This window comes from Streptomyces sp. NPDC006384 (assembly GCF_042870695.1).
Lineage (GTDB): Bacteria > Actinomycetota > Actinomycetes > Streptomycetales > Streptomycetaceae > Streptomyces.
Genome location: NZ_JBIAHR010000007.1, coordinates 292,351 through 311,982 on the forward strand (window position 1 = coordinate 292,351; position 19,632 = coordinate 311,982).

The 19,632-nt window shown below is 72.8% G+C and carries 12 protein-coding genes; 2 read left to right on the forward strand and 10 right to left on the reverse strand.

Annotated features, from left to right (window positions below):
* Positions 1-13 precede the first annotated feature (13 nt).
* Together ACFYOJ_RS12195 and ACFYOJ_RS12200 are read left to right on the forward strand one after the other, a co-directional pair.
* The gene (locus ACFYOJ_RS12195) at positions 14-2,944 is read left to right on the forward strand and encodes an SNF2-related protein (RefSeq protein ID WP_356556427.1); all 2,931 of its coding nucleotides are present in this window, start codon (positions 14-16) and stop codon (positions 2,942-2,944) included.
* Positions 2,941-5,187, forward strand: a complete 2,247-nt coding sequence (locus ACFYOJ_RS12200) for an SWIM zinc finger family protein (RefSeq protein ID WP_356556428.1) — start codon at positions 2,941-2,943, stop codon at positions 5,185-5,187. Before ACFYOJ_RS12195 ends, ACFYOJ_RS12200 begins: the two co-directional genes overlap by 4 nt.
* Before the next feature lie 19 nt (positions 5,188-5,206).
* Here the strand turns inward: ACFYOJ_RS12200 and ACFYOJ_RS12205 are convergent, their stop codons facing one another.
* From ACFYOJ_RS12205 to ACFYOJ_RS12250, 10 genes are all read right to left on the reverse strand, one after another.
* Positions 5,207-6,433 (reverse strand): alginate lyase family protein, encoded by a 1,227-nt coding sequence (locus ACFYOJ_RS12205; protein WP_356556429.1) that lies wholly within the window; start codon positions 6,431-6,433, stop codon positions 5,207-5,209.
* Positions 6,434-6,598: 165 nt separating this feature from the next.
* Complete coding sequence (locus tag ACFYOJ_RS12210) at positions 6,599-7,288, reverse strand: ThuA domain-containing protein (RefSeq protein WP_356556430.1); 690 nt, start codon at positions 7,286-7,288, stop codon at positions 6,599-6,601.
* A 43-nt stretch (positions 7,289-7,331) separates the two neighbouring features.
* Positions 7,332-11,870: a fibronectin type III domain-containing protein gene (locus tag ACFYOJ_RS12215; protein ID WP_356556431.1), complete on the reverse strand. Its 4,539-nt coding sequence runs from the start codon at positions 11,868-11,870 to the stop codon at positions 7,332-7,334.
* Positions 11,871-11,924: 54 nt separating this feature from the next.
* A complete protein-coding gene (locus ACFYOJ_RS12220; protein ID WP_356556432.1) occupies positions 11,925-12,857 on the reverse strand; it encodes a carbohydrate ABC transporter permease in 933 nt (310 codons plus the stop codon).
* The gene (locus ACFYOJ_RS12225) at positions 12,854-13,786 is read right to left on the reverse strand and encodes a sugar ABC transporter permease (RefSeq protein WP_356556433.1); all 933 of its coding nucleotides are present in this window, start codon (positions 13,784-13,786) and stop codon (positions 12,854-12,856) included. Before ACFYOJ_RS12225 ends, ACFYOJ_RS12220 begins: the two co-directional genes overlap by 4 nt.
* 3 nt (positions 13,787-13,789) lie before the next feature.
* Positions 13,790-15,121: an extracellular solute-binding protein gene (locus ACFYOJ_RS12230; protein WP_356556434.1), complete on the reverse strand. Its 1,332-nt coding sequence runs from the start codon at positions 15,119-15,121 to the stop codon at positions 13,790-13,792.
* 285 nt (positions 15,122-15,406) lie between these two features.
* A complete protein-coding gene (locus tag ACFYOJ_RS12235; RefSeq protein WP_356556435.1) occupies positions 15,407-16,480 on the reverse strand; it encodes a LacI family DNA-binding transcriptional regulator in 1,074 nt (357 codons plus the stop codon).
* Positions 16,481-16,530: 50 nt separating this feature from the next.
* Complete coding sequence (locus tag ACFYOJ_RS12240) at positions 16,531-16,710, reverse strand: hypothetical protein (protein WP_388596711.1); 180 nt, start codon at positions 16,708-16,710, stop codon at positions 16,531-16,533.
* Between the two features lie 109 nt (positions 16,711-16,819).
* Positions 16,820-17,827 (reverse strand): hydroxyacid dehydrogenase, encoded by a 1,008-nt coding sequence (locus tag ACFYOJ_RS12245; RefSeq protein ID WP_356556436.1) that lies wholly within the window; start codon positions 17,825-17,827, stop codon positions 16,820-16,822.
* A 143-nt stretch (positions 17,828-17,970) separates the two neighbouring features.
* On the reverse strand, positions 17,971-19,611 hold the full coding sequence (locus ACFYOJ_RS12250; protein WP_356556437.1) for a glycoside hydrolase family 43 protein: 1,641 nt from the start codon (positions 19,609-19,611) through the stop codon (positions 17,971-17,973).
* Between the last annotated feature and the right edge of the window lie 21 nt (positions 19,612-19,632).

Sequence of the window (19,632 nt, forward strand, 5' to 3'; positions counted from 1 at the left end):
GGTGACAGGACGTATGAGCGACAGGACCGCGACGGCCATCCTGGCCGGACGGGACGAGCGCGGCGAGCGCACCGACGCGGGACAGGCGTCCGTCCCCGTCCGGCTCGCCGCCGTCTTCCTGCCCGCACCCCTCCCTCGCCACGGACGCATCGCCTTCTGGGACCCCGACGACGGCCCCGTCACCGCCGCCCCGCCCGGCGACGGGAGCCCGCCCGCCGGAGACCCGGCCGATGACACCGCCGGGGACGGGCCTGAGCTCACGGAGATCACCGTCGTACGCCGGCACGGCGCCGCGGTGCGCCGCAAGGCCACGCCCGCGCTGTCCCTCCCGCTCACCGAGGCCCTGCCCCTGCTGGTGCGGGCCCGGCACGACCCGGCCGCCCACCCGGCCACCGCCTGCTGGGGCGCCGCCGCCCTGCACGCCCTGCGGATCACCGCACGCGGACGCCTGCTGCCCGGCCTGACGGCGAGCGGGCACGACGCCTGGCGGGCCGGCCCGCTCGACCGCGAGGACATCGCGCACCTGCGGGCGGTGGCCGCCGCGCTGCCCCCCGAAGGACACGCCGTGCCGCTGGACGGCCCCGGGCCGATCCGGCTGCCGGCCCCGGAGGCGCTGATGCGCGCCTTCCTGGACGCGGTCGCCGACACCCTGCCCCGCACCCCCGCCGCCCCGCACGCCTCCGGCCGCCCTTTCGCCGCACGCACCGCCCAGCACCTGCCCCGGGCCCACGACTGGGCCGCGGAGGTCGCCGCCGGCATGGACGCGGGCGTGCGGATCTCGCTCCGCCTGGACCTGTCGGCGTTCGACCTGTTCGACCGCGGCGCGAGCGGGGGAGTCCGCGCCGCGGGAGCGGCGGTCGTCCAGGTGCACAGCCTCGCCGACCCCACCCTCGTGGCCGACGCCGCGGACCTGTGGTCGGGCGCGGCCGACGCCGCGTTCGGCCCCCGCGCCCGCGTCGACGCCGCCCTCGCCGTGCGGCGCGCGGCCCGCGTCTGGCCCCCGCTCGACCGGCTCACCGAGCAGGACGTGCCCGACGTCCTCGGACTGTCCGAGGAGGAGGTCACCGACCTGCTGGGCGTGGCCGCCGGCCGGCTCGCCGCCGCCGGGGTCGCCGTGCACTGGCCCCGCGACCTCGCCCAGGACCTCACCGCGACCGCAGTGGTCCGGCCCGCGCCCGGCTCCGCCACCGACGGCACGGGCTTCTTCGAGAGCGGATCCCTCCTCCAGTTCCGCTGGCAGCTGGCGATCGGCGGCGACCCGCTCACCGAGGCCGAGATGGACACCCTCGCCGAGGCCCACCGCCCGGTCGTGAGGCTGCGCGACCGGTGGGTGCTGGTCGACCCGGCCGTCGCCCGCCGCGCCCGCCGGCGCGACCTGGGCCTGCTCGACCCGGTCGAGGCCCTCTCCGTCGCCCTCACCGGCACCGCGGAGGCGGACGGGGAGACGGTCGAGGTGGTGCCGGCCGGCGCGCTGGCCGCCCTGCGCGACCGGCTGACGGCGGGCATCCGGCCCGCCGAACCCCCGCCCGGCCTGCACGCCACCCTCCGCGACTACCAGCTGCGCGGCCTCGCCTGGCTCGACCTCATGACCTCGCTCGGCCTCGGCGGCTGCCTCGCCGACGACATGGGCCTCGGCAAGACGGTCACCCTCATCGCCCTGCACCTGCGCCGGGCCCGCCCCGAACCGACCCTGGTCGTCTGCCCCGCCTCCCTGCTGGGCAACTGGCAGCGGGAGATCGGCCGGTTCGCCCCCGGCGTCCCCGTCCGCCGCTTCCACGGCCCCGACCGCACCCTGGACGGCCTGACCGGCGGCTTCGTCCTGACCACGTACGGCACGATGCGCTCCGCCGCGACGGAACTCGCCGAGCAGCCCTGGGGCATGGTCGTCGCCGACGAGGCACAGCACGTCAAGAACCCGTACTCGGCGACCGCGAAGGCACTGCGCACCATCCCGTCCCCGGCCCGCGTCGCGCTCACCGGCACACCCGTCGAGAACAACCTCTCCGAGCTGTGGGCGCTGCTCGACTGGACGACCCCCGGTCTCCTCGGCCCCCTCAAGACCTTCCGCGCCCGGCACGCGCGCGCCGTGGAGAACGGCGAGGACGAGGAGGCGGCGCGGCGCCTGGCCCGCCTCGTCCGCCCCTTCCTGCTGCGCCGCAGGAAGTCCGACCCCGGCATCGTCCCCGAACTGCCGCCGAAGACCGAGACCGACCGCCCGGTGGCCCTCACCCGCGAACAGGCCGCGCTGTACGAGGCGGTGGTGCGCGAGTCGATGGCCGCCATCGAGGCCGCGGACGGCATCGCCCGGCGCGGCCTGGTGCTCAAGCTCCTGACCTCGCTGAAGCAGATCTGCGACCACCCGGCGCTGTTCCTGAAGGAGGAGCACCCGCCGGGAGCGGGCGAGGGCCTCGCCGCCCGCTCGGGCAAACTCGCCCTCCTGGACGAGCTGCTGGACACCGTCCTCGCCGAGGACGGCTCGGTGCTCGTCTTCACGCAGTACGTCGGCATGGCCCGCCTCGTCACCTCCCACCTGGCCGCCCGCGCGGTCCCGGCCGACCTCCTGCACGGCGGCACGCCGGTGCCGGAGCGCGAGCGCATGGTCGACCGCTTCCAGAGCGGGGCGGTGCCCGTGCTGGTCCTGTCCCTGAAGGCCGCCGGCACCGGCCTGAACCTCACCCGCGCCAGCCACGTCGTGCACGTCGACCGCTGGTGGAACCCGGCCGTCGAGGAGCAGGCCACCGACCGGGCCTACCGCATCGGCCAGACCCAGCCGGTCCAGGTCCACCGCCTCATCGCCGAGGGCACGGTCGAGGACCGCATCGCCGAGATGCTCCGCTCCAAGCGGGCCCTGGCCGACGCCGTCCTCGGCACGGGCGAGTCGGCCCTGACCGAACTGACCGACCGCGAACTGACCGACCTCGTGTCCCTGCGGAGGCCGTCATGACCCCCCACCCCGCCGACGAGGCCCGCCGTGCCCTGCGCGCGGCACGGCAACGCGGCGACACGGCACCGGGCCCGGACGACACCCGCACCGATGTCCACGCCCACGCCGGAGCCGCGCACACGGCCCCGCGCACCGGCGGCACGGAACGTGAGCCGGCGCGCAGGCACGGACAGGAGCACGGCGGCGTCCGGGAGCGGGACCGGGAGCCGCAGAAGGAAGCGGACCACGAGGCGCACACCGGGCCACGCCGCCCCGGGGACATCGCACGCGCGGCACTGCGCAGCGCACGGACCGCCGACACGGCGACAGCCGCCGCCCCGGCCGCTGACGGCATGCCGGACCCCGCGTCCGGCCCCGGGTCCGCCGCGACGAGCGAGGCGACGGAGGCGGCGGAGCCGACGGAGCCGACGGACGAGAAAACGGACGAGGCGACGGGCGAGAAGCCGTGCGCCTCGGCATCGCCGTCTCCCGCCGGCGCCGCCCCCGCGCCCCGCTCGGAACCCGGTTCCGGGAACACCGGCCGGCCGGCGGACGTGGCGCGTGAGGCGCTGCGGGCGGCCCGTCGGCAGGCACAGGCACAGGCGCGGTCGGACAGCGCGGCGAACGGCCCGGCGCGCACCCGGCTGCCGTCCCGCCCGGCCCGAGGTCCGCAGGGAGCCGGAGGCCCGCCCACCGCCGACGCCCGTGCCCGCGCCCTCCGGGACTTCGTCGCGGGCGCGTTCCGCCTCCCCCCGGAGGTGGACCCCGCCGAGGACGCCCCGACCTCCGGCGAGCCCGTCGGCGCACTCCACGACGAGCACGCCCCCGCCCCGTCGCACGAGCCACCGCTCCCGTCGGCCGAACGGCAGGCCGAGCAGCAGGCCGAACGGCAGGCCGAACGGCAGCAGGCGGCAGCGCGCCCGGAACATGCCCCCGTGACGCACGGCCGGGACTCCGCCCCGCCGCCCGCGAGCCCGCGTGCCCCGCGCTCCATGGCCGCCCCGGACCGCGACGGCGACCTCCGGCGTACGTTCCCGGCCCTCCCGCCCCGGACGGCGTCCGGTGACGGCTTCGCCGAGACCTGGTGGGGCAACGCATGGGTGACGGCGCTGGAGGAGGGCGCGCTGGACCCGAAGCGGCTGGCGCGAGGCCGCGGGTACGCCGAGCAGGGGCACGTGGACGCCATCACCGTCACACCCGGACTGGTTCTCGTCTACGTGCAGGGCAGCCGCCCCAGGCCGTACCGCGTGCAGGTACGGCTGCGCACCCTCGACGACGCCGGCTGGGACCGCTTCCTGGACGCCGCGGCCGACCGGCCGGGCCACATCGCCGCCCTCCTCGACAGGGAACTCCCCCACTCCCTCGCCGACTGCGGCGTCCCCCTGCTCCCCGGCCCCGGCGACCTCGTCCCGCAGTGCAGCTGCCCCGACACCGGCCACCCCTGCAAGCACGCCGCCGCCCTCTGCTACCAGACGGCACGCCTGCTCGACGCCGACCCCTTCGTCCTGCTCCTGCTGCGCGGCCGGGGCGAACGCGACCTGCTCGATGCGCTGTCCCGGCTCAGCGCCGCCCGCGCGGCCCGCGCCGCCCAGGACAGGGACCCGGCGCCGCTCCCCGGCGTCCGGGCCACCGAGGCACTGGCCGCCCGCTCGCTGCCGCCCCTCCCGCCACCGCTGCCCGCACCCCCGCACCCCGAACAGCCCCCCGCCTACCCGGCCGCGCCCGGCGGCCCGGACCCCTTCGCGCTGGACCAGCTGGCCACCGACGCCGCCGCCCGCGCCCACGCCCTGCTCACCACGGGCCGCGACCCGGTCGGCGGCCTGACGCTGTGGCAGGACGCCGTCCGCCTCGCCGCCGCCCGCCCCGGCTCCGGCCTCACCGCGGCCACCCGGACGCTGTACTCCTCGCTGGCCCGGGCCGCCGGCCGCAGCACCTCCGAGCTGGCGCGGGCGGTGGCCGCCTGGCGGCAGGGCGGCCACGAGGGACTCGCCGTCCTGGAGGAGCCCTGGGACCCGCCGGCCGGCCGCTTCGACCGGGCCCGTCCCGCGCTGCTCGCCGCCGACCTCCCGGCCTTCCGCCCCTGGCGCAACCGCCTCACCCACCCCGCGGGGCACCTCCAGCTCCGCCTCGGCCGCACCGGTCTGTGGTACGCCTACGAGTCCGAACCGGGCCACGACGACTGGTGGCCCCGCGGCACCCCCGACCTCGACCCGGTCGGCGCCCTGACCGGCCTGGCCGGCCCCGAAGCCCTCGGCGGCCTCTGACCACCCCGGCGCACCGGCGCTATGCGGCGTACATCAGCGTGCCGAAGCCGAGCTGGTCGTAGCCGCCGCTGTTCGGGCCGTAGTCCCCTCCGCCGCCCTCGGGGGCGATGGACGAGTACATCCGAGCGATGTACTCGTCGTCGAGGCGCAGGCGCCGGTTGTAGTGGTGGTGCAGCATGGCCCACACCGGACGGATCTGGCCGCGGGAGGCGGAGCTGATCACCGTGTGGGTCTGCCGGCTGCAGTTCTGGCCGCTGCCCCAGGTGTAGGCGGTGAAGGGCACGTCCAGGCCGAGGTTGTACCTGGCGACGTACTGGGCGGCCTTCAGGAAGCGCCGGTCGTCGTACGAGTAGAGGTCCTCGCCCTGGTTCCACGCCATCTCGCAGACGGCGCCCATCTGGCCCATGCCCATCACGCTGTGTCCCTGGTCCCGGCCCGACTCCTGCCACTGACCGAGGCCGAGGTCGTGGCCCTCGACGCCGTGGTGCAGGAAGGGGACGGCGTTGCGGACCGAGCCGTTGCCCGCGCCGGTCCTGAAGTACGTGACGGCCTGGTCGTACTTCGCCGGGTCCTCGTCGAGGATGCCGATGGCGAGGACCGACGCCATGGTGCACAGGTCCCAGTTCGCCCAGTAGTTGGTGACGCAGGCGTCGTTGTGGCCGGTCAGGAACTGGTTGTTGAGCGGGTAGAAGACGTCGGCCATCATCCGCCGGAAGCGGGCGAGGTCGAACGCCGGATACGTCCGCATGAGTTCGGCCGCGTTGGCGAACTGCCAGCCGTAGATGCCGGCGGCGAGGAAGCGGTCGGCGTTTCCCGTGACGGCCGTCAGGGTCGACGACCACGCGTTGAGGATGCGGGCGGCGCACTGCGCATGGGCCTCGGAGCCGCCGATATGCCAGCACAGGGCGTTCTGGTAGGCGGCGTGGATGTCGTTGTACAGGATGCCGTAGTTCTGGCCCGTTCCGCCGCGGACGACGGTCGCCTGCGGGCGAGGTGTCCAGGTGGAGCGGGCGTGGGGGTTGGCGGTGAGCCGGTTCCAGCCGGCCAGCCAGGGGTCGCTGCCGGCGGCGACCCCGGCCTTCGCCCGGGCGATGTCGCCGGCGTTGTGCAGCATGCCGGGATGGGTCCAGGCGGAGGGTGCTTTGCGGGCGGAGGTGCCGGCGGAGGCGGGCGCGGCTGCGGTTCCCCCGAGGAGGAGCGCCGTGCTCAGCCCGCCTGCGGTCTTCAGCAGACCGCGGCGGCTCATGTCTGTGGACGGGAGGGCATGACGGGGAGGAATGCGGTCCATGTGCGGTACGGCTCCCATTCGTGACGGATCGGCCGGGGTGTGGTGGTCACCTCTCTGCTCCGGTGGTGGGGCGGGTCCCGGTGACGCCGCCCTCGGTGCACGACCGCGGGCTCGCCGCCCCGGTCACCCGCTCCCGGCCGGAGCCGGCCGTCGGCGGTCCGCCGTCCAGCGGAGGGCGCCGAGGAGATGGGAGCGGAAGGCGGGATCCGCGTAGGACTTTGAGGTGTGTCCCAGCGCGGTGAAGAAGAAGCGGCCTCCGGCCTTCTCGTGGCACCAGGAAAGCGGGTGGTCCTCGCCGTGGGCGCCACCGGTGCAGGCCGTCTCACCGGCCCGCAGCAGGACGCGGACGCCCTCACCGCGCGGATGCGCGGTGAAGTTGTACCACTCGTCGGTCCAGGCCCACTTTGCGGGCAGGTGCGCGGTCGCCGGGTGCGAGGGGTCCTCCACGAGGACCAGCCCCTCCTGGAGCGGCGGATGGCCCGCGAAACGGGTGCCGAGGAGGAGACCGAAGAAGGGCCAGTCCGGCTCGGCGCCGGCCGCCGCGTGCACGGCGACGAAGCCGCCACCGCCGCGCACATGACCCTCCAGGGCCGCCCGTGCCCGGTCGGTGAGGACGGGGCCGGTCGTGGACACGAAGACGACGGTCGCGCACCGGCCGAGCAGGTCCGGCGTGAACACCGCGGGATCGTCCGTGACTTCCGCCCCGAACCCGCACTGCCGTGCCAGGGCGGCGAGCGTGTCCGCGGCCGCGGGGAGGGAGTCGTGACGGTAGCCGGTGGCGCGGGTGTAGACGAGGACGGTCGAGGCGGGCACGGGCCGGGGCTCCTTTCACCGGGGGTTCGTCCCCGGTCGTCGTTCAGTTCTCTTCCGCCGTTCGGTTCTCTTCCGCCGTTCGGTTCTCTTCGGAACGGCGGTACCAGAACTCGATCTCCGCGAGGTTGCAGCGCCCGTTGTGGCCGTCGTACACGCGGATCAGGTCGTGGACGGCCCTTTCGGGGAGGTCCGCCTCGTACCACCGCGCGCTGTCGACCCCGCTGACGGTGTGCAGGTCGGTCCAGGTGGCACCGCCGTCGTTCGAGCCCCGGAAGACGGTGCCGTTGGCCCGGGTGATCTTGTCGGCGGAGTCGGAGCGGGGGTACAGGCGGATACGGTCCACGGTCAGGGGCCCGGACGGACCGGCTTTCACATCGATCCAGCTCTCCGCGGCGAGGGTGTCGGGGAAGGTCGCCGGGTCCCCGTCGAAGGCGCGCCGGCCGTTCTCCTCCCTGGTGCCGGTGCCGGGCCACCGGACGGTCGACGCGGTCACCATGTCCGGGGTGACATCGACCTTCGTGAGCAGGGTGTCGGCGGAGACGAGAAGGCCGTACGCCGCGTAGACGTCGTCGATCAGCCGGTCCGGGTCGGCTCCCGGGGTCTCGGCGGCCCGGCCGATCCGGTCGAGTTCCCCGGTGAAGGAGGTGTACGACGCCTTGGTCCATTCCGCGGGGTCGGTGGCCCGGGCCCGGGCCAGGACGGTGGGCAGGGACTCCGCGACGGCGACGGCGTCCTCGGCCGTCTTCCGCGTCCCGCCGCCCGCGAGCAGTGCGGTGACCCTGTAGCGGCGGGTGCCGTGGCGCAGGCCCTCGTCGCGGTGGGCGAGCGCCCGGGTGTCCCGGACGACCTGCTCCCAGGGGCCCTCGCCGACGGAACGCAGCAGGGTGAAGGAGACGGCGTCCTCGGGCTTGTTCCAGCGGACCGTGACCACGTCCGCCGCGCGCTCGACCCCGACGAGCAGGGCACCGGCGGGCAGCGCGGTGAGCGAGGTCCGGGCGAACTCGGCGTCGCCGGTGGCCGCGAACCCGGCCAGCACGGTGTACGGGAAGGGAGCGAAGGCCGAACCGGCCGTCGTCCACACGGTTCCGTCCGCCGACACCTGGGCGAGGACACGGTGGGTGGCGAAGTCCCGGACGATCCGCAGCCAGGGCGTGGCCTTGAGGGAGTGTCCCTCCAGGAGGCGGGCGACCGGCGAGCGGATCTCGTCCTGCCAGTCGTGGCGGCTGTCCCGGCTGCGCACCCGCAGCACGAGCCGGCCGTCGTCGTCCGCGCCGAAGTACAGGTGCCGGGTGTCGGCGGTGGCCGCGTCCCGGAGCATCAGCCCCGTCTGCGGGCCCCGGGCGGTGCCGAGCCGGGTGGTCAGCGAGAAGGTGCCGGGCGCGGGGCGGCTGACGAAGTGCAGGGCGTCGTCGATGCCGCGGGTGGCGACCTTGTAGTCGTCGCCCTCGCCGAGACCGTCACCGCGGGCCCCGAGTATCCGTATCGTGGCGCCCCGCACGGTCACGGTTCCCGGGCGGGTGCCGGACAGCGCGTCGTCGCGCCAGCCGGTGCCGCGCAGTCCGGGGGTGACGGGGGCCGGGAGCGAGGTGCGGACGGCGTGCGAGGCCCAGCCGGGGCCCTGCGCGTTCACGGCGGTCACCGTGTAGTAGTAGGTCTTCCCCTGACGGGCCGTCGTGTCGAGGTGATGCCGGCCCGTGGCCCTCGGTGCGACGAGCGCGTACGGTCCGCCGCGCCGGGTGGCACGCCGCACCTGGTAGTACGCGGCGCCGGCCGTGGTCTGCCAGGTGACGGCCACCGCGCCGTCGCCGGGGAGCGTGCGGACGAAGTCCACGTGGGCGGGCGGCTCGGGCGCGGGCACGTCCGAGGAGAGCCTCAGCACGAGCCCGGTCTTCGGCGGCACGTCGATCCGGCCGCCGGACACGCGGATCCGGCGGTTCGTCACCAGGTCGGTGACCGAGTCACCGCGGTGGTCGGCCGGGAGCTCCACCGTGTGGGTGCGTTCGTTCCCGTAGGCCTTCCGCGTCGTGTTGAAGACGAAGAGGTAGCGGCCGTACCGGGCGGTGAGGAGGTCGGGGTAGCCGGAGTAGGCGTGGTCCGCCTCGAAGTTCTCGCGCCGTACGGTGCCCACGCCGGGCTGGAAGGTGATCGGGGCCAGTTCGCCCGCGAGCGCCTGGGGCGCGATGGCGTCGGCGGTCTGCTGGTCCTCCATGAAGTCCACGTCGATGTTGTCCATGCGGGCCCAGTAGTCCTCGTAGGAGAACCGGGCGTCGGTCCGGATCTGCACCAGATGGTCGTGGTCGGGGTGGCGCACGTGGAGCCGGCCGTTGCGGGCGAAGCCGCGCTGGCGTTCGTTGAGCTGCCCGAAGATGCGGGTGTCGCCGTCCCTGAGGGAGACGAACATGCAGTCCACGTCCACCCAGGCGAAGTGCTCGTGGTCACCGGGCCGGACGCCGAGGGCGGCGATCTCGGCGGCGGTGTAGTGGGCGAAGTCGGTGTGCGGGTGGACGATGCCCGCCGGCGGCTGCCGCTTCAGCCACGCGTACGTCTCGCCGAGCCTGAGGTCCGTCCTGTTCTTGGCGGTGACGGAGCCGAACTCGCTGAAGTACTTGTGGTCCGCGAGCTGCTGCTGGGCGAATCCGAGCGCCGCCCGCGCGTGGTGCCGGGTCTCGGCCCATTCGGCACCGGCGTAGCGTCCGGGGTGCCGGGCGATGTGGTGGGCGAGCGAGACGTAGTTGAGGATCTTTCCCTCGGAGACGCGCAGCGCGTAGCCGGGGAAACCGGGGTAGTTGGGGTTGCGCTCGTCGACGACCATCTCCATGCGCATGGTGCGCTTGAGGTCGTCGTCCAGGTCCGTGTGGCGGGCGAACGAGCGGGCGTACAGGTTCTTCAGCGCCAGCCGGAGGATCCGGTCGTTGATCTCCTCGTCGCCGGCGTGACCCCAGGTGCGGTGGAACCATTCGGGCAGGTAGTTGGTCGACTCGCCGTAGTTGGCGACGTAGCCGTTCTCGCGGGTGAGGCCGGCCTCGGTGACGGTCGTGTAGTGGCGGCCGAACGGCAGCCGGCGTACGACCTCGCCGTTCCTGTCGAGCTTGGAGCGGGCCAGGCCCTTGACGACGTACCGCAGCTGGTCGTCGGTCCAGCGGGCGGTGGTGTCGTGGTGGAAGAGGGAGTGGAAGAGGTCCAGTTCCTGCCCGTCGGGGCCGACCAGGACCTCCTCGCCGAGGAACGGTTCCCAGCCGAGTGCCTCACCGACGATGCGGTGACTGCGTTTCCTGCCCTCGTAGAACGGCGACCCGATGATCCGCAGCCCTTCGTGGGCCTCCCAGGCGCCCTCGTAGGTGTACATGACCTGGTTGTAGATGTACGACAGCCGGGAGCGGGCGTAGTCGAAGTTGGCCTTCAGGACACGTCCCCACGCGGCGCGCCGGGTGAGCGGTCCGCCGTCGAGGTCGACGTCCCCGAGGGAGGTGGGGCCTTCCTCGGTGCCGGTGCGGAAGGGCTCGTCCAGGAAGGCGTCGAAGGCGGCCCGGCCGTACACGCCCTCGTCGAGGATCAGGTTCTCGACGATGTAGAGGGCCTCGCCGAGGGCGCCGTAGTAGCCGCCCCAGTCGCCCTGGTGGCCGCCCCGGGCCAGGAGCCGGGTGTCGCCGTAGTAGTCCCTGGTGTGGTTGTCGATACAGGTGAAGATCCGCGCCAGGGCGGCCCTGCGCTCGGCGGGCGTCCGGGCGGGGCACCAGCTCGCCTGCTGCAACGCGGCGGCGTAGAAACGCAGTTCGTCCTGGTAGCGGACGATGGAGAGGGTCGCCTCCGGGTTCGCGTCGAGCTTCGCCGAGCAGGTGTCGAACAGCTTGGCCTGCCCCGCCACGTAGCCGTCGACGAGGTGCTGTTTCGCCTCGTCCGTGAGGTCGGGCACGGTGTCGGTCGGGGGAGTGAAGCCGGGCCGGGGTTCGCCGTCCGGGGCGAGGCGGGCACCGGTGTGGGTGTAGGCCCGGTAGTAGCCGCGGGAACCGCTGGTGACCGGCTTGGCGAACGCCGCGTCATAGGTGCGCAGGGTGATCTCGACGACGGTGCGGTCCCGGGTGTGCTCCAGGGGCAGCATCACCGTGGAGTAGAAGAACCGGCCGGGCAGGGGACGGACGGTGCCGAGGTTCAGTGCCTCGTAGTCGCCGGTGCGCCGGTATCCGATCTGCTCGCCGTCGATGTAGGCGATGGTCTTGTACGGGGAGGCGTCGGAGCCCCAGAACTTCACCGTCAGGTAGTTCTGCAGGCGCGGGTCGACCTTCATGGTGAAACGGAGCTCGCCGGCCTTGATGTCCGGCGGGTCGAGGGGCTGGGCCACACGGGCGCGGTCGCCCGCGTGGCCGTCGACGACCGTCGTGTTCGCGGTGGTCAGGCCGTGTGCCTCCTCCGAGGCGGGGTCGCCGAAGTCGAGGAGGTCGACACGGCCGCCGGCGGGCGCGGTGTCCGACGGGGCCGCGAGGGTTCCCGCGCCCGCCGGGGCGGGCGGCCACGCGGTGGCCGTGACGGCCGTGGCGGAGGCGGTGACCGCGGTGCGGAGCACGGTTCTTCTGCTGAGCGGCATGCGGATGCCCTTCTGCGGAGGAGGGGAGGTGCCGTGCGGACGCCGGAGTGCGGGCTACTTGAGGCTTCCGAGGGTCACTCCCGTACGCCAGTACCGCTGCATGGAGATCATCAGGAGCACCATCGGGACGAGCGAGATCATGGAGCCGACCACGACCATCCCGGTGAGGTCGGCCGAGGAGTCGACCTTGACCTTGAGCCAGGAGTACAGGCCGACCATCACCGTCCACTTCTCGGGCGTCCGCAGGAACACCAGCGGGCCGAAGAAGGAGTTCCAGGAGGCGACGAAGCCCAGGAGGAAGATGGTCGCCGCGCCCGTGGACATCAGCCGGGCGCCGATCCGGAAGAAGATCCGGTACTCGCCGGCGCCGTCGATACGGGCGGCCTCCAGCAATTCGGGCGGGATGGCTCCCTCGGCGTACACCTTCGCCAGATAGACCGAGAACGCGTTGAAGAAGCCGGGCACGATGATCGCCCACGGCGTGTCGACCATCTGGAGGTCGGTGTAGAGGAGGAAGGAGGGGATGGTCAGCAGCGCGTGCGGCACCAGGAAGGAGCCGATGATGCAGCCCATGAGGACGCCCTGACCGCGGAACCGGTACATGGCGAGGCCGTAGCCGCAGGCGACGCAGACCAGGGTCATCCCGACGGTGGAGAGCACACCGTAGAAGACGGTGTTCCACATCCACTTGAGGAAGATGCCGTCCTGGTAGGTGAAGAGCGCCTCGAGGTTGTCCTTCAGGTGCATCTCCGCGAACCACAGGCCGTTGGTGGTGTAGAGGTCGCTCTGGCTCTTGGTGGCGGAGACGATCAGCCACCAGATCGGGGCGAGCGAGTAGACCGTGAAGAAGACGAGTCCGCCGAGCACCAGGGCCCTCGTGCGCCGGCTGTGCCGCACGCGTCCGGGCTTCGTGCGCGGGCGCGGGCGCCGCCCTTCGGCCGGGTCGGTGGAGGGGGCCGGGGCGGCCCCGTCGAGGGTCGTCGTCATGAGGTGGGCGCCTTGTTCGTGAACCGGTAGAAGAGGGCCGAAGCGGTGCCGACGACCAGGGCGAGGATGATCGACAGGGCGGCCGAGTAGTTGAAGTTCCCCTGCTGGAAGGCCCAGTCGTAGATCGCCATGATCGGTGTGAAGTCGCGCGTGATGGTCTCCGGCGTCATCGACTTGAAGAGCATCGTGTCGCTGAAGATCTGCAGGGTGCCGATGATGGAGAGCACCGTGGTCAGGACGAGCGAGCGGCGCACCAGGGGCACCTTGACCGACCAGGCGATCCGCCACTCGGAGGCGCCGTCGATGCGGGCCGCCTGGTAGACGTCGGGGTCGACCGCGCGCAGCGCCGCGTACACGATCAGCATGTTGAAGCCGATGCCGCTCCAGGCCATGAGGTTGCCGATCGAGACCCAGACCAGGTCGGCGCCGTAGAAGTCCGCGTCGACGCCGAACAGGGCGAGGAAGGAGGTGAGCGGGCCGACGTCCGGGCTGTAGAGGTAGATCCAGATCAGCGTGGCGACGATCCCGGGGATCATGTACGGGATCAGCAGGGGCATCCGGAACCGGTCGGCGAGCTTCTGGGAGGCGGCGTCGAGGAGCAGGGCGAGGCCGACGCTGACGAGCTGGATGAGCGGGATGCTGATCACGGCGAAGAGGGCGACGCGCAGCATCGACGCCCAGAAGCGGCCGTCACCGAACCCTTCGAGGAAGTTGCCGGCGCCGACGAACTCGACGGTCTTGGCGCCGAAACCGAGCCCGGAGCTCTTCTCCGCGTACAGGCTCTCCTTCAGGGCCATGACCATCGGCACGACGGTGAACAGGGCGAACCCGAGGAAGAACGGGAGGGTGAAGGAGGCCCCTTTGAGGGCCATCGTCCGTCGCCAGCCGAGGCGCGGTGCCCTGGCCGGGGGCCGGGTGGAGGTGCTCATCGCTCAGCCCTCCACGTTGATGTTCTTCGACTTCAGGTCCTGGACCGTGAAGGTCTGCAGGTGCCGGAGGGCTTCCACGACGGTGATCTTCTTGGTCACGATCCTGGCCCACTGGTCCTGGAGCTCGGCGAAGACACCGGTGTAGTTGGGGCCCACCGTCCAGGAGTCCTCGGCGTGCTCGAAGGACTTGAGGATGACGCCGCGGGCCTGGGACTTGTAGGGGCCGAAGAGCTTGTCGGGGATGACCGAGTCCACCCACGGCGTGACGTCCTTCATCGCGCCCGGCCACTGGTACTGCTTGGTGTCCTCCTGGTAGGTGGCGTCGATCGCCTCCTTGGTGGTGTTGAGCCAGACGCCGGCCTCGACGGCCTCCGCGACGTGGGCGCAGCCCTTGGGGACGAGCATGCCGGCGTTGGCGCTGTGCGCGGGGGTGGTGAACGGCTCTCCGGCGAACTGCGGCAGGTCCACGGGCTGCCAGTGCCCGGTGGACTTCTTGTAGTTGATCTCGTAGTTGCGCAGCTGCCAGGTCTGGGTGGGCAGGGAGACCATCCTGCCGGAGTCGAAGTACGAGATGAGGGCGGGGCGGTCCTGGTAGGTCTGGTTGGCGACGAGGTCGTTGTCGACGAGCTGCTGGACGACGTCGGCGGCCTTGAGCGACGCGGGCGACAGGAAGTCCACCTTCCAGGTGTCGCCCTTCTGTTCGTACCAGCTTCCGCCGGCCTGCTGGACGAGGTTGACCAGGGTGGACGGGTCCTCACCGGCCAGGTTCATCACGTAGACGCCGTGCTTCTTCAGCTCCTTGCCGGCCGCGATGACGTCGTCCCAGGTCTTGGGGACGGCTATGCCGTAGCGGTCGTAGACCTTGCGGTTGACGATGAGGAAGGAGGGGGTGAAGCCGGTCGGGACGGCGTAGTAGGCGCCGCCGGCCCGGACCGCCGGCAGGGCGTCCTCGTTGAAGACGTCCTTCTCCAGGTAGGGCTTCAACTCCTCGCTGACGTCGGTGAGCAGGCCCTCGCCCGCCAGGCCCGGGACCTCGCCGAAGTTCTTCACCAGACACGGCACGTCCTTGCCGGAGGCGACGACGTTGCGCAGGTTCTGCGCGGTGCCCGGGTTGTCGGCCTGCTTGACCAGTTTGAGCTCGATGTCGTCGTGCGTGGCGTTGAACTTGTCGACGACCGGCTGGACCGTCCTGGTCTCGTCCCAGCTCCACCACTCGATGGTCACGGGCCCGGAGGACTCCGCCTTCTCCTCGTCGTCGGCTCCGCAGCCGGCCAGGGAGAGGGACAGGGTGAGGGCGCCGGCCACGACGGCCGTTCCGCGGCGGTGCACACGCATGGGAGCTCCTCTGGTAAACGGGGTGCGGGGCAGGGGAGAAGGAGACCGGGGGCTCGTGCGTCCGGCGCCGCCCGGGCGCCGATAGAAATCGGTCTCTACGGAAGTTAAGGTCCCCGGGTCGGCTAGGCAAGGCATCTGTCGGGAAAAACTTCAGCCGCGGCACGCCCCTTGCCCCATGGCCGATATGCCGGACGGCCTGCAACAGAAAACGGTCTCCCCCACCACCTGGTGAACGGCGCCGAAGGCTCCCGACGCCCCCGACACCGCCGGGAGGACCGCGCGGGATCAGCCCCGGGCGGCACCGGGGGAGCACACCGAGTCCCGGACGACGACATGGGTCCCGAAGACCTTGTGCTGGCGCTCGGCCGTCTCCTCCCGGTGCAGGGCGAGGCGCACGGCGTCGCGCCCCATCTCCTCCAGCGGGACCGCGACCGTCGTCAGCGCCGGATACACGTCCATGGCCAGGGGGATGTCGTCGTAACCGGCGACGGACACGTCCTCCGGCACGCGGAGACCGGCCCGGCGGAACGCCTGGATCGCCCCCGCCGCGACCATGTCCGTGCCGGCGAAGACCGCCGTGAACTCCTTCTTCGAGGCGAGCAGTTCCTGCGCCGCGCGGTAGCCGAAGGAGCGCGTGAACTCACCCGGCACGATCAGGTCCGGGTCGGGCTCGACACCGAGCGCCTCGTGCGCCCGCCGGAAGCCGGCCAGACGTTCCGCACTGGTGGACAGCCCCGGCACGGCACCGAGGTAGGCGATGCGCCGGTGCCCCGCGCCCAGCAGGTGCATCGTCATCGCCGACGCGCCGCCCCCGTTGTCGTACTCCACGACCGTGGCCGGCACCCCCGGCCCCAGCGGCGGCCTGCCCACCAGGACCAGCCGCGACCCCGCCCGGTCCAGCGCGTGCGCGAAGTGGGTCATCCGGTTCTGGTAGGACCGCTCGTCCCAGGCGCCGCCGACCACGATGACGGCGTCCGCACGCTGTTCCCGCATGGTCTCGACGACGGTGAGCACCCGCTGCGGGTCACCGTGCGTCGTGCAGAGCATGCACAGCCTGCCCTCCGCGGACGCCTGTTCCTCCACACCGCGTGCGATGTGCGCGTAGAAGGGACCGGTCACGTCGTCGACGACGAACGCCACGGTCTTGTTGGTGGCCCCGCCGAGCGCCCGCGCATGGGCGTTGACGACGAAGTCCAGCTCCCGCATGGCCTTGAGGACCTTTGCCCGCGTCGCCTCGGCCACGGGATACGTGCCGCCGATGACCCGGGAGACGGTCGCCGGGGAGACGCCCGCCAGGCGGGCGACGTCCCGGACGGTCGAGGCGTCCTTGGCGGGCCTGCCTCCCGTGCTCCTGCTCACTGTGTCTTTCCCCTCACCCGTGCGCCGCGCGCCCGGCGCTGCGGTGCCGCTCACGATAGTGCAGCCGCGGTGCGGCGAAGCCTGAGCAGTACCGCCGGGCAGGGGTCCGGCGGCGAGACCACGAGACCCCCGGCCGCCGGGGCGGCGGCGAGCCCGAGCAGGCGCGGCGGGCCGTCGGGATCGCGGGAGAAGTGGAGCGTGAGGGCGTCGTGGCCCCGTGTCTCGAGCAACGGATCGTCCTTCGGGGTCGGCGTGGCGGGCGGTGTGGCGGGCGGCGGCGGTCCGTGCCGCGCGGGGCAACGGCTCTGCGGGAGCGAGGGCTTCTGCGCGGTGTGGCTCCTACGCGGCGCGTTCGAGCACGGCGTGATCGACGCGGTGGGACAGCGGGACGCCGGCGAGCAGCTGCTCCAGCTCGGAGACGGCACACAGCCCCAGACGGCGGACCTCGTTGCCGTGCGAGCCGGCCAGATGGGGGGTGAGGAACGCGCCGGGCAGGTCGAACAACGGGGAGTCGCCCGGCAGCGGCTCGGGATCGGTGACGTCGAGCACCGCCGACAGCCGGCCCGTCCGCAGCTCCGCCACGAGCGCGTCGTGGTCGACGAGACTGCCGCGCGCCGTGTTGATGAGCACGGAGCCGTCCCGCATCGCGGCGAGCTGCTCCCGGCCGATCAGCCGGTCGGTCTCGGCGACGGCCGGAGCGTGCAGGGTGACGATGTCGGAGGCCCGCAGCAGCGCGTCGACGGACAGCAGCCGCACACCCAGCGCCGCCGCCTGCGCCTCGTCGACGTACGGGTCCGCGAGCAGCACCTCGAAGTCGAACGGCCGCAGCAGTTCGATGACCCGCCGGCCGATGCGGGAGGCCCCGACGACGCCGACCCTGCGCCCGAAGTTCCCGACGTCCGGCTGGATCTCGGCGATCGTGAAGCCGCGCCGCGTCCGGTAGCGCTCACGCGCCGCGATGACGTCCTTGCCCGCCAGGAGGATCATCGCGAGGGTGTACTCCGCGACGGGCAGGGCGTTGGCGTCGGCGGCGGAGGAGACGACCAGCCCCCGCTCCCACCAGCCGGGGGCCATGATGCCCTTGACGGATCCGGCGGCGTGCAGCACCGCCTTGAGCCGGGGCGCGGCGTCGAGGACGTCCGCGTCGATGAACGGGCAGCCCCAGCCCGTGAGGAGGATCTCGGTCTCGGCGAGCGCGGCGCGGACGCGGGGTTCGGCGAAGTCACGGACCAGCAGGGACGGATCGACGGCCACGGAACGCCTCAGCCGGTCGAGGAGATCGGGCGGGTACACGGCGGCCAGTGCCTCGGCGCTCATGGCGAACAACGCCTTCGGACGGTCGGACACGGCAGGGCCTCCGGTGGGTGACGAGGAAGGGAGTGACGAGGAAGAGGGTGAAGAAGGAAGAGGGCGAAGAAGGAAGAGGGGATGACGAGATGACGAGAAAGGGGGAAGGCGAGGGAGACCGGAGCGGGCGAGCGCGGTCCGTGTCACCGGTCCTCGAGCGCGAAGTGGCCGAAGTACGCGGGTGTGCGCGTACCGCCCAGGTCCTGGGCGCACAGGCCGACGAAGGCGCCGGTGAAGCGGAGGACGTCGCCGTAGTCGTCGGAGAGTCTGCTCGCGTCCAGGACGGGCCCGACACCGAGCCAGTCGGCACCGTCGGGCGAGGCGGACAGGGTCAGCGCCGCGCCGTCCAGGCGGGCGCGGAGGTGGAGGGACGGCCAGGTGCCGACGTCGATGACGGTCTCCGGCCGTTCGCGGTAGGCGCCGGCGTCGTTCTCCACGAGGCCGAGCACCCGGCCGCGGGTCTCGTCGTGCGTGACGCGCAGATAGAAGTAGGTACTGGTGTCGTACCAGCAGACGAGCCCCGCCGACTGGGTGAAATGGTCGGGGTGGAAGTCCATCACGGTGCGGGCCTCGCACCGCAGGGAGCGGAGCCGCCGGGCGACCAGGCTCTGCTCGAAACGCGAGTGCAGGCTCTGCCGGCCGCTGAGGCGCAGGTGCCCGGGCCGGTCGGTGAGGCTGAGCCACGACGGGTCGGCGGGCACCCGCAGCGTGCACCAGGAGCTGTGCAGGACGGGGGCGTCGAAGTCGTCCCGCTCCGGCACCGTACGACGGGCCCGGCCGGAGGCGGCCGACGGGGACGGGCCGACGGCGGCCGGCCGGGACGGACCGGTGGCGGTCGGCCGGGACGGACCGGCAACGGTGAGGCGGGGCTCGGTACCGCCGTGCTCCAGCCTCGGCCAGCCGTCCCGGGGCCAGGTGATCTTCTCGATGCAGGTCTCACGGCCGAGGATCGACCGCGGCCCGCCCTCGGTGGCCACGGGCCGTGAGGCCAGGTGGGCGACGTACCACTCGCCGTCCGGTGTCTCGACGAGCTCGCCGTGCCCGGCCTTGAGCAGCGGCGCGGTCCGGGTGTGCCGGGTGGTCATCAGGTCCCCGTCGGGATCGAGTTCGTACGGGCCGGTGAGCGACCGGGACCGGGCCATGAGGATGCCGTGGTTCCAGCCGGTGCCGCCGTGCGCGAGCATGAGGTAGTACCAGCCGTCGCGCCGGTAGACGTGAGGGCCCTCGACGAGGTCCTCGTGCGTGAGGACGGTGCGGGGCCGTCCGACGAGGCGCCGCCGCACGCGGTCGTACTCCTGGAGGAGGATGCCCGCGAACGACGGTCTTCCGTCGCGGGGGTCCCACTCGATGTTGAGCAGCCAGGTCCTGCCGTCCTCGTCGTGGAAGAGGGACGGGTCGAAGCCCGAGGAGTTGAGGAAGACGGGGGCCGACCAGGGGCCCTCGATCGAAGGGGCGGTGATCAGGAAGTTGTCGACGTCCTTGAACGGGTGCCCGACGGTCCGCACGACGCTGTACGCGAGCCAGAACAGACCGTCGTGGTACGAGAGCGAGGGCGCCCACACACCGGCCGAATCGGCGACCCCCCGCAGGTCCACCAGATCGGGCCGGTCCAGGAGATGCCCGGCAAGCTCCCAGTGGGCCAGGTCCGCCGAGCGGTGGACGGGGACACCCGGCAGCCACTCGAACGTCGAGGTGACCAGGTAGTAGGTGTCGTCGACCCGGACGATGCTCGGATCCGGGTGGAAGCCCGGCAGTACGGGGTTGTGGATCAGGCCCACGGACATGCGGCGGTTCCTCTCGGAAGG